The organism is Pseudomonas fluorescens, assembly GCF_001307275.1.
Taxonomy (GTDB): Bacteria; Pseudomonadota; Gammaproteobacteria; order Pseudomonadales; family Pseudomonadaceae; genus Aquipseudomonas; species Aquipseudomonas fluorescens_AA.
Window position 1 is genome coordinate 2,909,016 of sequence record NZ_CP012831.1, and the last position, 12,762, is coordinate 2,921,777.

Sequence of the window (12,762 nt, forward strand, 5' to 3'; positions counted from 1 at the left end):
CTCGCGGCGTCGAACGTGGGGTGATGGCAGGTTAGCGCCCGGTCTTGGGAATACTTAAGCTGAAAACAGGATTTTTGATGCCGGTTCTTTACGCCGGGCGCCAGTGCGCCTGCGGAAATCCCGTAGAGGAGATTTCCGTGGGCGGCAGGGGGATCAGGCGGCTTCTTGTTGAACGCTGAGTATCGTCAGGACGGTTTGGACATTTTGGGCGGCATCCCGTCCCAGGCTGGTCAGGTAACCACCGTCGGGCTGGGTGATCAGGTCTTTCTCGTACAGGCGTTGGGCAGCGGCAATCGCTTTAGGGGCAGCGGTCTGATGAATTTTCAGGCCTTCCTGGGAACTGTCCAGGTTGAAGAGTGCAAGGATTTCCAGTTCGGCAACCAGCTCAGGGGTAAGCGACATAAGGACTCCAGACTTTCTAGGAATTTGGTCGACAGCGTCACTAAGGTGAGCGCACTCGGCCGAGCTGTCCAGTGTCAGTGTCATGGTTTTTTTGTTTTGGGTGGCAAGAGAAGCCATTTGTCGTGGCGAGGGAGCTTGCTCCCGTTCGGCTGCGCAGCAGTCGTTAAGCTATTAGGGCCGCTTCGCGCCCCAGCGGGAGCAAGCTCCCTCGCCACAGAAGCAACTTTGCCTGTCGGTTCAGTTCTTTTCCGGCGGCAACTCAGGCAGGGCGCGCAATGCGGCTTCGTACCATTGGGTATCGAACGGGCGATCTTCTTCCAGGATCGCATCGATCTCCACCGCCAGCACATGGGCCATCAGATTGAGGATTTCTTCGCGCTCATAACCGACCAGGGTCAACTTGTTGAAAGTGGCCTTGGCCGCAGGCGGATTGTCACTTTCGATCTGGTTTTCGATGGCTTGGATCAGCGTGTTCTCGACGAATTCTTCTTCGTCGTTGTCGATGTCGGTTGGCTCGCTCATGGCAGGCTCCTGTAAGAAAGGTCGCCAGTTTACCTGCATTCAGCGGCGTGATGCGCCTGGCAAGAACCCCCTCGACGGTCTATAACGCAAGGCTGCCAACCCCGCACGGCCTGGAGGCTTTGTAATGCTCAAGCTTTATGGTTTCTCTGTCAGTAATTATTACAACATGGTCAAGCTGGCACTGTTGGAGAAGGGCGTGCCCTTCGAAGAAGTGCAGTTCTTTGGTAGCCAGACCCCGGAAGCCCTGGCCATCAGCCCGCGCGGCAAGGTGCCGGTGTTGAAGACCGAGCAGGGTTTTATCAACGAGACCAGCGTCATTCTCGAATACATCGAGCAAACCCAATCGGGTAAAGCCCTGCTGCCGACTGACCCGTTCGAGCGCGCCCAGGTGTTGGCCTTGTGCCGGGAAATCGAGCTGTACATCGAGCTGCCGGGGCGGGCCTGCTATGGCGAGGCGTTTTTCGGCATGACAGTGGCCGATGCCATCAAGGAAAAGTCCAAGTCCGAATTGCTGCTGGGGTTCGCCTCGCTTGGCCGGCACGGCAAATTCTCGCCCTATGTGGCGGGCGACAGCCTGAGCATTGCCGACCTGTATTTCTACTACAGCCTTTCGCTGGCCTTGCAAGTGGGCAGGAAGGTCTTCGATATCGATTGGCTGGCGGACATGCCGGCGGCCAAGGCGCTGATGGAGCGCTTGGAGCAGAACCCGAACGTGCGGCGGATCGCTGCGGACAGGGAGGCAGAGATGCCGGCGTTTTTGGCGATGATTGCCGCCAAGAAGTGAGCTTTTCGGTGATTTGAAGTCAGCTATCGCGAGCAGGCTCGCTCCCACATCTGAATCTCTGAATGTTCACAAAGGGTGTGTTCACCGTAGATCCATTGTGGGAGCGAGCTTGCTCGCGATGCTTCTGGCTTTTAGCGGCTGGCGAGCAACGCCTGGCCGCGCACAACCGCTGCCTTGACCTGCGCCGGCGCGGTGCCGCCGATGTGGTCACGGGCATTGACCGAGCCTTCGAGGGTCAGCACGGCAAACACGTCCTGCTCGATCTGATCGCTGAACTGGCGCAGTTCGTCCAGGCTCATTTCCGCCAGGTCCTTGCCGGTGTCCACGCCGTACTTCACGGCATGGCCGACAATTTCGTGGCAATCACGGAACGGCAGGCCACGGCGCACCAGGTAGTCGGCCAGGTCGGTGGCGGTGGAGAAGCCACGCAGGGCCGCTTCGCGCATCACCGCGTGCTTGGGCTTGATGGCCGGGATCATGTCGGCGAAGGCCCGCAGCGAGTCGCGCAAGGTGTCGGCGGCGTCGAACAGCGGTTCCTTGTCTTCCTGGTTGTCCTTGTTGTAGGCCAGCGGCTGGCCTTTCATCAGGGTCAACAGGCCCATCAGTGCGCCGAACACCCGGCCGCTCTTACCGCGCACCAGTTCCGGCACGTCGGGGTTTTTCTTTTGCGGCATGATCGAGCTGCCGGTGCAGAAGCGGTCGGGCAAATCGATGAATTGGAACTGCGCGCTGGTCCACAGCACCAGCTCTTCGGAGAAGCGCGACAGGTGCATCATCGCGATGCTCGCGGCGGCGCAGAATTCGATGGCGAAATCGCGGTCCGAGACGTTATCCAGCGAGTTGCCGCCCACGGCGTCGAAGCCCAGCAGTTGCGCGGTGTATTCACGATCGATCGGGTACGTGGTGCCGGCCAGCGCAGCGCTGCCCAGGGGCATGCGGTTGGTGCGCTTGCGGCAGTCCACCAGGCGCTCGTAGTCGCGGCTGAGCATTTCGAACCAGGCCAGCATGTGATGCCCAAACGTTACAGGTTGAGCGGTTTGCAGGTGCGTGAAGCCCGGCATGATGCTTTCGGCCTCGCGCTCGGCCTGTTCCAGCAGGCCTTTTTGCAAGCGCGTGATTTCGCCCAGGATCAGGTCGATTTCATCCCGCAGCCACAGGCGGATGTCGGTGGCGACCTGGTCGTTGCGGCTGCGGCCGGTGTGCAGCTTCTTGCCGGTCACGCCAATGCGGTCGGTCAGGCGTGCTTCGATGTTCATGTGCACGTCTTCAAGGTCGACGCGCCAGTCGAACTGGCCGGCCTCGATTTCCGTCTCGATGGTCTTCAGGCCATCAATGATGCTGTCGCGCTCGGCATCGGTCAGCACGCCGACCTTGGCCAGCATGGTGGCGTGGGCGATCGAGCCCATGATGTCGTGGCGATACAGGCGCTGGTCAAAGTTGACGGAGGCGGTGAAGCGGGCGACGAAGGCGTCGACGGGTTCACTGAAGCGGCCGCCCCAGGACTGATTGGTCTTGTCAGTGCTCATGAATTCGCTCGTGATCGGCTGTGGAAAAAGTAGCGGTTAAAGGCTGCGGCGGATGATAGCAGGGTTGCCGGGACTGGCGCTGGCACTGGTCGGCAGGTTTTTTCGATCGAGGCCTGGGATCCAACCGGGTTTTCGCACAACGATATTTTTCAATTGAGCAATATCGTCGTGGCAACCGTCTACAGTGGACGGTAGGACTTTTGCTTTTTCCATCCATGGCGCACCGGACACATAGAAAAAGGGGGAGCTCATATTGGTCAGATCGACAGTTAACAATCCCTACGGCAACGCCGTGCGACAACGGGCCTCGGGCATCGGTCGGCAAGCGCTGGTAAAGATAGGCAACCGCCTCGCGGCACTTTTTGGCCCTCGAGCGAGTCTTAGCGTGGATCGCGGTGACGGATGTCACTTCCCCTGTCTACGCTATCCTTGTGCGAGACTCACGCAGGAATCCAGCGCAATATGAATGTCCTGATCGTTGATGACGAACCACTGGCCCGCGAGCGCCTGAGCCGAATGGTTGGCGAGCTCGAGGGTTACAGTGTCCTGGAGCCGAGCGCCACCAATGGCGACGAGGCATTGGCCCTTATTGACAGCCACAAGCCGGATATCGTGCTGCTCGACATTCGCATGCCTGGCCTGGATGGCCTGCAGGTGGCGGCGAAGTTGTGCGAACGAGAGTCGCCGCCCGCCGTGGTGTTCTGTACCACCCGGGACGACTTTCCACCCGAGGTGTTGCAGGCCGGTGCCGTGGGTTACCTGGTCAAGCCGGTGGCGTCCGAGGCGTTGCTCGAAGCCTTGCGCAAGGCCGAGCGACCCAACCGCGTGCAACTGGCGGCGCTGACCCGTCCGGCCGCCGAAAGCGGCAGTGGCCCACGCAGCCACATCAGCGCGCGCACCCGCAAAGGCATCGAGTTGATCCCCTTGAACCAGGTGGTCTATTTCATTGCCGACCATAAATACGTGACCTTGCGCCATGAGAGTGGCGAGGTGTTGCTGGACGAACCTCTCAAGGCCCTTGAAGACGAGTTCGGCGAACGCTTTGTACGCATCCACCGCAACGCCCTCGTGGCCCGCGAGCGCATCGAGCGTTTGCAACGCACCCCCCTTGGGCATTTCCAACTGTTCCTCAAAGGCCTCAATGGCGACGCGCTGATTGTCAGCCGGCGGCACGTGGCCGGCGTGCGCAAGATGATGCAGCAGCTTTAAGCCAGGCGGTCCAAGGCGTTCAACGCGTTTCATTTCCAGGATCTGGCGGCCAGGGAGGCCTTGGGGTCGTGATTCAAATCAAAGCGGTTTTGACTGAGCTGTTATTATCTGCCGTATCTTTTAAGTACGGATTGATCCATGTCCCCTCGCGAGATCCGCATCGCCACCCGTAAAAGTGCCTTGGCCCTCTGGCAGGCCGAATACGTCAAAGCCCGCCTGGAATCGGCCCATCCCGGCCTGATCGTGACCCTGGTGCCCATGGTCAGTCGCGGTGACAAGCTGCTGGACTCGCCCCTGTCGAAAATCGGCGGCAAGGGGCTGTTCGTCAAGGAGCTGGAAACCGCGCTGCTGGACAACGAAGCCGACATCGCCGTGCATTCGATGAAAGACGTGCCCATGGACTTTCCCGAAGGCCTGGGCCTGTTTTGCATCTGCGAGCGGGAAGACCCGCGCGATGCGTTCGTCTCCAACACCTTTGCCAGCCTTGAGGCGTTGCCTGCCGGGAGCGTGGTCGGTACGTCCAGCCTGCGTCGCCAGGCCCAATTGCTGACGCGTCGTCCGGACCTGCAAATCCGTTTCCTGCGCGGCAACGTCAACACGCGCCTGGCCAAGCTCGATGCCGGTGAGTACGACGCCATCATCCTCGCCGCCGCCGGCCTGATCCGCCTGGGCTTCGAAGACCGCATCACCTCGGCCATCAGCGTCGACGACAGCCTGCCGGCCGGTGGGCAAGGGGCGGTGGGTATCGAGTGCCGCAGCGCCGACAGCGACATCCACGCCCTGCTGGCGCCGCTGCACCATGCAGACACCGCCACGCGAGTATTCGCCGAACGCGCGCTGAACAAACACCTCAATGGCGGCTGCCAAGTGCCGATTGCCTGTTACGCCGTGCTGGAAGGCGAACAGGTCTGGTTGCGGGGCCTGGTGGGGGATCCCAACGGGGGCCGGCTGCTCAGCGCCGAAGCCCGGGCACCGCGCCAGGATGCCGAGGCGTTGGGCGTGCGGGTGGCTGAAGACTTGTTGAGCCAGGGCGCCGCCGACATTCTCAAGGCGGTCTACGGCGAGGCCGGCCACGCGTGACGGGTTGGCGGCTGTTGCTCACCCGGCCGGCGGACGAGTCGTCGGCGCTGGCGGCTGTCCTGGCCGAAGCGGGGGTCTACAGCAGCAGCCTGCCGTTGCTGGATATCGAGCCGGTCCCGCTGTCCGAGGCCGGGCGGACGATATTCCAGGCTCTGGATCAATACTCTGCGGTGATCGTGGTCAGCAAGCCGGCCGCACGCCTGTGCCTCGAGCTGCTGCGCCAATACTGGCCCCAGCCTCCGGACCAACCCTGGTTCAGCGTGGGCGCGGCCACCGGACAGATCCTTGCCGATGCCGGCCTCACGGTGTTTTATCCCGATAACGGCGACGACAGCGAAGCCTTGCTGGAACACTTGGTCTTGCGCCAGGCTGTTTCGCGGCCCGACCCCAAGGTCTTGATCGTGCGGGGCGAAGGCGGGCGTGGCTTGCTGGCAGAGCGTTTGCGCGAGCAAGGTGCTAGTGTCGATTATCTGGAATTGTACCGCCGCCACCTGCCCAGTTACGGTGAAGGGGCGTTGCCGGCGATAGTCGAAGCGGAACGCTTGAACGCACTGGTGGTCAGCAGTGGGCAGGGCTTCGAGCATCTGCAGCGGCTGGCCGGCGAAGCGTGGCCGGCCCTGGCGCGGTTACCGTTGTTTGTTCCAAGCCCAAGGGTTGCCGAGATGGCGCGTGCCGCCGGAGCCCGAACAGTTGTGGATTGCCGTGGCGCCAATGCCGCGGCTTTGCTGGCGGCGTTACGGGAACACTCCGTGCCGTTTTCTAATGCAAAGGATGGATACGTGAGCGAAACAGCCTTGCCAAAAGAAGATCTAGACCAGCCAGCGATCGATGCGCCGGTTGAACCCCCGGCCCCAGTGGCGCCGCGCCGCGGCAACGGGCTGGCCATTGTTGCCTTGCTGCTCGGCGCCGCCGGTGTCGCCGTGGGCGGTTGGGGCGTGTGGCAGGTACGTCACCTGCAAACCAATAACCAGCAGCAGTCCGCCCAGGTCCAGGCGCTGAACGACCAGGCCCAGGCCCTCAAGCTCAACGAGCAACGCCTGAGCGAGCGCCTGGCGCAATTGCCCCCGGCCGAAGAGCTGGAGGAGCGGCGGCGCCAGGTGGCCCAGTTGCAAGGTGATCAGCAGCACCTGAGCCAGAGACTGGAAACCGTGCTGGGTGCCAGCCGCAAGGATTGGCGCCTGGCGGAGGCCGAGCATCTGTTGCGCCTGGCCAGCCTGCGTCTTTCCGCCCTGCAAGACATCGACAGTGCCCAGGCGCTGGTCCAGGGCGCTGACGAAATCCTGCGCGAACAGAACGACCCCGGTTCGTTCGCGGCCCGCGAGCAATTGGCCAAGACCCTCGCTGCGCTGCGCAGCACCGAACAACCGGATCGTACCGGGCTGTTCCTGCAACTGGGTGCCTTGCGTGACCAGGTGCTGCAACTGACCGAACTGGCACCCGAGTACAAGGATCGGGGCGAGTCGCTGCTGGGCCTGACCGCCGATGGCGATGGGGCCAGCCGGTGGGCGCAGTGGTGGGACCAGATCTCGCGCTATATTCGCATCGACTTCAACGCCGACGAGAACGTCCGTCCGCTGCTGGCCGGACAAAGCCTCGTGCAAGTGCGCCTGGCCTTGAGCCTGGCGCTGGAGCAGGCGCAATGGGCTGCCCTCAATGGTCAGGCGCCGGTATACACCCAGGCGCTGACCGAGGCCCGGGACGTGTTGAAGAACAACTTCAACCAGGACAATCCGCAAAGCAAAATCATGCTCGAACGCGTGGGTGAGCTGTCCAAGCAGCCGGTGACGGTGGTCACCCCGGACCTCACGGGCACGCTGAGCAGCGTCCAGGCCTACCTTGAACGCCGCAACCTCAATGCCCAGGAATCGGTCAAGCCGCTGCCCGCGCCAGGCGCGCAGGAGGCCACGCCATGAAGCGTCTCTACGTGATTCTGTTCGTGGTCATCGCTGCCGCAGCTTTGCTCGGCGTAGCGATTGCCGAGCATTCGGGTTACGTGCTGGTGGCGTACAAGAACTTCCGTTATGAAGCTGGCCTGTGGGTCACCCTGGCCCTGGTGGCGGTGCTCTGGCTGGTGTGGCGAGGCCTGAGGGCGCTGATCGGGTTGGTGACCACGTCCAGCGGCGTGGTCAACCCGTGGTCGCGGCGCAACCGCAGCCGTCGGGTGCAAGTGGCGATCGAACACGGCCAGTTGGACCTGGCCGAAGGTCGCTGGGCCAGTGCCCAACGCCATCTGCATCGTGCCGCCGAAGCCGAGCGCCAGCCGCTGCTGTATTACCTGGGGGCCGCCCGCGCGGCCAACGAACAAGGGCTTTACGAACAGAGCGACAGTTTGCTCGAGCGCGCCCTGGAGCGTCAGCCCCAGGCGGAACTGGCCATTGCCCTGACGCATGCGCAATTGCAGATGGATCGAGGTGACACGGATGGCGCATTGAGCACGCTGCAAGCCATGCATGAGCGTCACCCCCATAACGCCCAGGTCCTGCGCCAATTGCAACGGCTACATCAGCAGCGCGGCGATTGGTCGGCGGTGATCCGGCTGTTGCCGGAGCTGCGCAAGGATAAAGTCCTGCCGCCGGCCGAACTGGCTGAACTGGAGCGGCGTGCCTGGGGCGAAAACCTGACCCTGGCGGCCCACCGCGAGGAGGACGGCAGCGTCGGTTTGCAGTCGCTCAATCGCGCCTGGCAACAACTGACCTCCGCACAGCGCCAGGAGCCGGCGCTGGTGCTGGCCTATGCCGAGCAATTGCGCCAGTTGGGCGCCCAGGTCGAAGCCGAAGAGGTGCTGCGCAGCGCGCTCAAGCGTCACTATGACAGCCATCTGGCGCGCCTGTACGGGCTGGTGCGAGGCAGTGATCCGATCCGCCAGTTGCAAGCGGCCGAAGGCTGGCTCAAGGACCACCCTGCCGATCCGAGCCTGTTGCTGACCCTGGGGCGCCTATGCCTGCAGAACAGCTTGTGGGGCAAGGCGCGGGATTATCTGGAAAGCAGTTTGCGCGCCCAGCGCAATCCCGAAGCCTGCGCCGAACTGGCGCGCCTGCTGGCGCAACTGGGGGATGCCGAGCGCAGCAACCAGTTGTTCCAGGAGGGGTTGGGGCTGTTGGATGAGCGCCTGCTGGCCGCGCCGTTGCCGGTTCCGGCTCAGGTCTTGTCCACTTGAGATGAGTCATTGTGGCGCTCCCGCATGGGTGGGAGCAAAGCTTGCTCGCGAACAGGCACCTCGGTTTCTCAAAAGACCGCGTCGTCTTCATCGCGGACAAGCCTTGCTCCCACCGGTGACACCCGTTTGTTTTTGGGGCTTTGGTCATACCTTCAGCAAAGTCCTACAGCTGACCGCGCCGAATCCTCTTCGACCTGTCGGGAATTCCCTACACCCCTGATGAAGTGTCTGCGCGGGGCTGCCTTGAAAGGCCCGAGGGCTTTCCTCTACCGTAACTGCTTGTCTCTTCTGTTACGGAATCGCCATGTCTTTGGCCAGCTCACGCTTCTCGTTTCTCATGGCTTCCATCGCCGCCGCCCTGGCTTTGGGCATCAGCACTTATCTGGAGTATTCGGCCGGCCTGACGCCTTGCAGCCTGTGTGTCTTGCAGCGGTTGTGCCTGATGCTGTTCCTGGCGAACAGCCTCGTAGCGTGCGTACACGGTCCAGGCCAACGAGGCAGTCTCTTCTATGGCACCGCAGGATTGGTTTTTGCGACCGGGGGCATGACCCTGGCGTGGCGTCAGGTCCTGATGCAAAGCCACTCGTTCGAGCCGTTATCCGATTGTGCGGCACAGCTCAACCCGACGGGTTCGTGGTGGTGCGCGTTGCATCGTGTCCTCGACGGCACCGTCGACTGCGCGAATATCACGTGGACGTTGTTCGACCTGAGCATCCCCGAGTGGAGCCTGTTGTTTTTTCTCGCGGTGTCCAGCGCCATGACTTACCTGCTGCTGCGCCTTGCCTGGAGTGCTCTGGTACGACCGCTCAGCGGCGAGACGTCGCAGTTGGTCCGGGCCCTGGATTAAACACTTGTATGAACTTTATCTCCTGCGTACCTTGAAGCCGTTGTCGTGCGGGCATAATCTGGCCCGCACGTGTTATTGGAATTGTGCCGCTCGATCATGTTGTGTCTGGCTTGTCCCTGGTCATCAGGCGTGCACAAGCTGCGAGGGGGCATGACTCACAAGGGAAGAAATCACCATGCTCGAAAGTTGTCAGAATGCTCAGGAACGCTGGGGTGGAGTGCATCTGCTGATCGATCGCTGGCTGCAGGAGCGTCACGAACTGGTTCGGGCCTACGATGATCTCGGTGCCAAGCCTGAAGCCCTGAGCGAAAGCCGCAAACCCTTGCAGGATTTCTGCGGCGTGCTGGTCGACTATGTGTCTGCCGGTCATTTCGAGATATACGAACAACTGACGGGCGAGGCCAAGGCCTTCAACGACAAGCGCGGCCTTGAACTGGCCGAGACGATCTACCCGCGCATCGATGTCATCACCGAGAAGCTGCTGGCGTTCAACGACCTGTGCGATGAAGGCAAGTGCGTAGCGGAAAAATTCAAGGAGCTGGGCGGCTTGTTGCACGAGCGTTTCGAGTTGGAAGACTGCCTGATCGAAGTGCTGCACAACGCTCACAAGGAAGAAGCTGCGGTCCAGGCTTGAGGGTTCGCGGTCATGAAAAAACGGTGCGCATTGCGCACCGTTTTTCGTTGGGCCAGGGCCAGGGCCAGCGTCAGGTCGTCGCGCCCAGCAACTCGATTTCAAACACCAACGGTGTGTACGGCGGGATCACATCCCCGGCCCCTTCAGCGCCATAGGCCAGGGACGACGGAATCACCAGCCGCCATTTCGCGCCGACCGGCATTTGCGGCAATGCAGTGCGCCAACCGTCGATCACACTGTCAAGATTGAACCACTGTGCCTGGCGGTTTGAATCGAAGACGGTGCCGTCTGGCAATCGACCGGTATACAGCACCTGGACCTTGCCGTGAGGGCCGGCTTTGGCGCCATGGCCCGGCTTGATTTCGGTCAGCAGAATGCCGTCGGCCAGTTGCTGGACACCGGGCCGGTTTTTTTCTTCGGTGAGAAATTTCTGCTCGGTTTTCAACGCGGCTTCGTCCTGCGGCGTTGTCGATGGCGCGTTCAGTTGCGCCTGGTGCTCGGCCAGGATCTGTTCGATGCGTTCATCTTTCAGGGCCAGCGGTTTGCCCAGGTAGGCCTGTTGCAAACCTTCGACCAAGGCTTTGATCTGCAAGTCCGGCACGTCCTGGCGCAGGCGTTCGCCGAGGCTGGCGCCCAGGCTGTAAGCCAGATCGTGGGCATCGTTTGCGCTGGTTTTTTCAACGGCCTGGACCGTGGCGCAAGCCATGCACAGGAATAAAAACAGGTGACGCGACATGTGTGCTCTCCGGCCTCGAATCGAGGAATTATGCCAGTGTCGATATCTGTAGAAGTGGATTGCCAAGGCTCTGGCGCAGAAGATTTTTCGTCCCTTGCAACGCAACGTCTTGTGTACTGTCAACATGCCCTAGCGGCGGTTGCAGCAGAGGTCTAGTATGAGCCGCACTCACGTCAGTCAGGAGGTAAACCATGTCGGCCACCAAGAAGCCTGTAAACACTCCGTTGCACTTGCTCCAACAACTCTCGGGCAGCTTGCTCGAACATCTGGAAAACGCCTGCTCCCAAGCCCTGGCTGATGCTGAAAAACTGCTCGCCAAACTGGAAAAGCAACGCGGCAAAGCGCAGGAAAAACTGCACAAGTCGCGCACCAAATTGCAAGACGCAGCCACCGCTGGCAAGGCCAAGGCACAAGCCAAGGCCAAAGATGTCGTGAAAGAGCTCGAAGACCTGCTCGATGCCCTGAAGGATCGTCAGTCCGAAACCCGCGCCTACATTTTGCAACTCAAGCGTGATGCCCAGGAAAGCCTGAAGCTGGCCCAAGGCGTCGGTCGCGTGCAAGAAGCCGCGGGCAAGGCGCTGTCGCTTCGTGCTGCCAAGCCTGCCGCTGTATCGGCCAAGAAGCCGGCGGCTAAACCCGCCGTGGCAAAAGCACCGGCCAAAGTCGCAGCCAAGCCTGCCGCCAAAGCACCGGCCAAGGCGGCCAGCAAGCCGGCTGCCAAACCCGTCGCTGCCAGCGCTGCAAAACCTGCGGCAAAAAAACCAGTCGCCAAGGCTGCTGCTGCCAAGCCTGCCGCAAAAACGGCGGCCGCTAAACCTGCCGCTGCCAAGCCTGCTGTAAAAGCCGCTGCTAAGCCTGCCGCTAAGCCTGCAACAAAAGTTGTAGCCAAGCCTGCCGCTAAAACCGCCGCCGCAAAACCTGCCGCGACGAAAACCGCTGCTGCTAAACCGGCTGCCAAAGCGGCGGTAAAAGCCACTGCCAAACCTGCTGCCGCCAAACCTGCTGCCAAGCCTGCGGCAACCAAAACGGCCGCGGCCAAGCCTGTTGCGAAAACGGCTGCCAAGCCCGTCGCTGCCAAAGCGCCTGCCAAAGTGGCGGCTAAACCCGCTGCCAAACCAGCCGCTGCCAAGCCTGCTGCCGCGAAGCCTGCTGCAGCGAAGCCAACGGCTGCCAAACCCGCCGCTACGGCCAAGCCAGCTGCCGCCAAGCCCGCCGCTAAACCGGCCGTGAAAAAGCCAGCCGCTGCAAAACCTGCGACTGCGCCAGCCGCCAAGCCAGCGACACCGGCTCCGGCTCCGACCGCGACGCCTGCGCCTACCGCCAGCACTCCGGCCTCGGCGACCAGCCCAGCCGCCGTTGCGCCGACCACTAGCAGCACCCCAACCAGCGCTTCCTAAGTGCCGGACACCGCGACGCGTAGCTGATGCAGCGCGTCGCGGTTCGCTGGGTCGGCACTCGCCACCAGCCCTTGCAGCCATAGCGCTGAATCATTCCATTGTTCCTCAGGCCAATCCTCGGCCGCCGCCTGCAATCGTTCCAGCAATCGTCGTTCGGCTTCCAATTCCAGTCGCTTGACCTGTTCGCGCAGGCTATCGAGTGCCGTGTCTTGCCGGGCACTGGTCTTCCACTGGCTGCGAAGCACGCGCAAGGGCCTTACCACCTCTGCCTCCCAAGGCTCGGTCAATTGTCGAAGCTGTTGCAGCCGTTGTTCATTGCAGGCCACGCCGCGTCGTTCCAGCCACAGTCCGCAAAGCAGCAGGCAGACATTGACGCCGGCGCTCTGCAGCGTCAGGCACGCAGGCTCCACGCCAGGCTTGGCATAGAGGTCGAGGGAGAAACTCCACAGGTCAGGGGACATCGTGCTA

14 protein-coding genes and 1 pseudogene are annotated in these 12,762 nt (G+C 61.9%); 9 read left to right on the forward strand and 6 right to left on the reverse strand.

Annotated elements, in window-relative coordinates:
* Window positions 1-153: 153 nt before the first annotated feature.
* Window positions 154-402 (reverse strand): TIGR02647 family protein, encoded by a 249-nt coding sequence (locus AO356_RS12780; protein ID WP_060740096.1) that lies wholly within the window; start codon window positions 400-402, stop codon window positions 154-156.
* Window positions 403-639: 237 nt separating this feature from the next.
* Window positions 640-924, reverse strand: a complete 285-nt coding sequence (locus AO356_RS12785) for a hypothetical protein (protein WP_060740097.1) — start codon at window positions 922-924, stop codon at window positions 640-642.
* 124 nt (window positions 925-1,048) lie between these two features.
* Here AO356_RS12785 and AO356_RS12790 point away from each other — a divergent pair, with 124 nt between their 5' ends.
* Complete coding sequence (locus AO356_RS12790) at window positions 1,049-1,708, forward strand: glutathione S-transferase family protein (protein ID WP_060740098.1); 660 nt, start codon at window positions 1,049-1,051, stop codon at window positions 1,706-1,708.
* A 131-nt stretch (window positions 1,709-1,839) separates the two neighbouring features.
* On the opposite strand, the gene argH is transcribed toward AO356_RS12790, so the two are convergent.
* The gene (gene argH / locus AO356_RS12795; RefSeq protein ID WP_060740099.1) at window positions 1,840-3,234 is read right to left on the reverse strand and encodes an argininosuccinate lyase; all 1,395 of its coding nucleotides are present in this window, start codon (window positions 3,232-3,234) and stop codon (window positions 1,840-1,842) included.
* A gap of 36 nt (window positions 3,235-3,270) precedes the next feature.
* Window positions 3,271-3,447, reverse strand: coding sequence for a hypothetical protein (locus AO356_RS32720; RefSeq protein WP_158249665.1), 177 nt, complete (start codon window positions 3,445-3,447; stop codon window positions 3,271-3,273).
* Window positions 3,448-3,696: 249 nt separating this feature from the next.
* On the opposite strand from AO356_RS32720, the gene AO356_RS12800 reads away from it, so the two are divergent.
* The 7 genes and pseudogenes from AO356_RS12800 (at window position 3,697) to AO356_RS12825 (ending at window position 10,161) form a co-directional block, all read left to right on the forward strand.
* Window positions 3,697-4,443 carry a LytR/AlgR family response regulator transcription factor gene (locus tag AO356_RS12800; protein WP_060740100.1) on the forward strand — a complete coding sequence of 249 codons (747 nt, stop codon included), beginning with the start codon at window positions 3,697-3,699 and terminating at the stop codon, window positions 4,441-4,443.
* 138 nt (window positions 4,444-4,581) lie between these two features.
* Entirely contained in the window at window positions 4,582-5,523 is a 942-nt protein-coding gene (gene hemC / locus AO356_RS12805) for a hydroxymethylbilane synthase (protein ID WP_060740101.1), read from the forward strand.
* Window positions 5,520-6,218, forward strand: a pseudogene (locus AO356_RS33045) (uroporphyrinogen-III synthase); the annotation flags it as partial. The gene hemC and the pseudogene AO356_RS33045, both read left to right, overlap by 4 nt.
* A gap of 84 nt (window positions 6,219-6,302) precedes the next feature.
* Window positions 6,303-7,436 (forward strand): uroporphyrinogen-III C-methyltransferase, encoded by a 1,134-nt coding sequence (locus AO356_RS33050; RefSeq protein ID WP_060743110.1) that lies wholly within the window; start codon window positions 6,303-6,305, stop codon window positions 7,434-7,436.
* Entirely contained in the window at window positions 7,433-8,680 is a 1,248-nt protein-coding gene (locus AO356_RS12815; protein ID WP_060740102.1) for a heme biosynthesis protein HemY, read from the forward strand. Before AO356_RS33050 ends, AO356_RS12815 begins: the two co-directional genes overlap by 4 nt.
* 304 nt (window positions 8,681-8,984) lie before the next feature.
* A complete protein-coding gene (locus AO356_RS12820; RefSeq protein WP_060740103.1) occupies window positions 8,985-9,527 on the forward strand; it encodes a disulfide bond formation protein B in 543 nt (180 codons plus the stop codon).
* A gap of 175 nt (window positions 9,528-9,702) precedes the next feature.
* Window positions 9,703-10,161, forward strand: coding sequence for an Rsd/AlgQ family anti-sigma factor (locus tag AO356_RS12825; RefSeq protein ID WP_060740104.1), 459 nt, complete (start codon window positions 9,703-9,705; stop codon window positions 10,159-10,161).
* A gap of 70 nt (window positions 10,162-10,231) precedes the next feature.
* Here AO356_RS12825 and AO356_RS12830 read toward each other — a convergent pair whose 3' ends face one another.
* Window positions 10,232-10,897 carry an FKBP-type peptidyl-prolyl cis-trans isomerase gene (locus tag AO356_RS12830; protein WP_060740105.1) on the reverse strand — a complete coding sequence of 222 codons (666 nt, stop codon included), beginning with the start codon at window positions 10,895-10,897 and terminating at the stop codon, window positions 10,232-10,234.
* 191 nt (window positions 10,898-11,088) lie between these two features.
* Here AO356_RS12830 and AO356_RS12835 point away from each other — a divergent pair, with 191 nt between their 5' ends.
* The gene (locus AO356_RS12835; RefSeq protein WP_060740106.1) at window positions 11,089-12,294 is read left to right on the forward strand and encodes an AlgP family protein; all 1,206 of its coding nucleotides are present in this window, start codon (window positions 11,089-11,091) and stop codon (window positions 12,292-12,294) included.
* Here the strand turns inward: AO356_RS12835 and AO356_RS12840 are convergent.
* On the reverse strand, window positions 12,291-12,755 hold the full coding sequence (locus tag AO356_RS12840; RefSeq protein ID WP_060740107.1) for a TIGR02444 family protein: 465 nt from the start codon (window positions 12,753-12,755) through the stop codon (window positions 12,291-12,293). The two genes, AO356_RS12835 and AO356_RS12840, sit on opposite strands and share 4 nt — an antisense overlap.
* Between the last annotated feature and the right edge of the window lie 7 nt (window positions 12,756-12,762).

Excerpts from the sequence above, each read along its gene's own strand:
- argH (WP_060740099.1), bottom strand. The coding sequence starts at position 3,234 with ATGAGCACTGACAAGACCAATCAGTCCTGGGGCGGCCGCTTCAGTGAA.
- AO356_RS12815 (WP_060740102.1), top strand. The coding sequence starts at position 7,433 with ATGAAGCGTCTCTACGTGATTCTGTTCGTGGTCATCGCTGCCGCAGCT.
- AO356_RS32720 (WP_158249665.1), bottom strand. The coding sequence starts at position 3,447 with ATGGAAAAAGCAAAAGTCCTACCGTCCACTGTAGACGGTTGCCACGAC.
- AO356_RS12840 (WP_060740107.1), bottom strand. The coding sequence starts at position 12,755 with ATGTCCCCTGACCTGTGGAGTTTCTCCCTCGACCTCTATGCCAAGCCT.
- hemC (WP_060740101.1), top strand. The coding sequence starts at position 4,582 with ATGTCCCCTCGCGAGATCCGCATCGCCACCCGTAAAAGTGCCTTGGCC.
- AO356_RS12800 (WP_060740100.1), top strand. The coding sequence starts at position 3,697 with ATGAATGTCCTGATCGTTGATGACGAACCACTGGCCCGCGAGCGCCTG.
- AO356_RS12785 (WP_060740097.1), bottom strand. The coding sequence starts at position 924 with ATGAGCGAGCCAACCGACATCGACAACGACGAAGAAGAATTCGTCGAG.
- AO356_RS12820 (WP_060740103.1), top strand. The coding sequence starts at position 8,985 with ATGTCTTTGGCCAGCTCACGCTTCTCGTTTCTCATGGCTTCCATCGCC.
- AO356_RS12825 (WP_060740104.1), top strand. The coding sequence starts at position 9,703 with ATGCTCGAAAGTTGTCAGAATGCTCAGGAACGCTGGGGTGGAGTGCAT.
- AO356_RS12835 (WP_060740106.1), top strand. The coding sequence starts at position 11,089 with ATGTCGGCCACCAAGAAGCCTGTAAACACTCCGTTGCACTTGCTCCAA.
- AO356_RS12780 (WP_060740096.1), bottom strand. The coding sequence starts at position 402 with ATGTCGCTTACCCCTGAGCTGGTTGCCGAACTGGAAATCCTTGCACTC.
- AO356_RS12790 (WP_060740098.1), top strand. The coding sequence starts at position 1,049 with ATGCTCAAGCTTTATGGTTTCTCTGTCAGTAATTATTACAACATGGTC.
- AO356_RS12830 (WP_060740105.1), bottom strand. The coding sequence starts at position 10,897 with ATGTCGCGTCACCTGTTTTTATTCCTGTGCATGGCTTGCGCCACGGTC.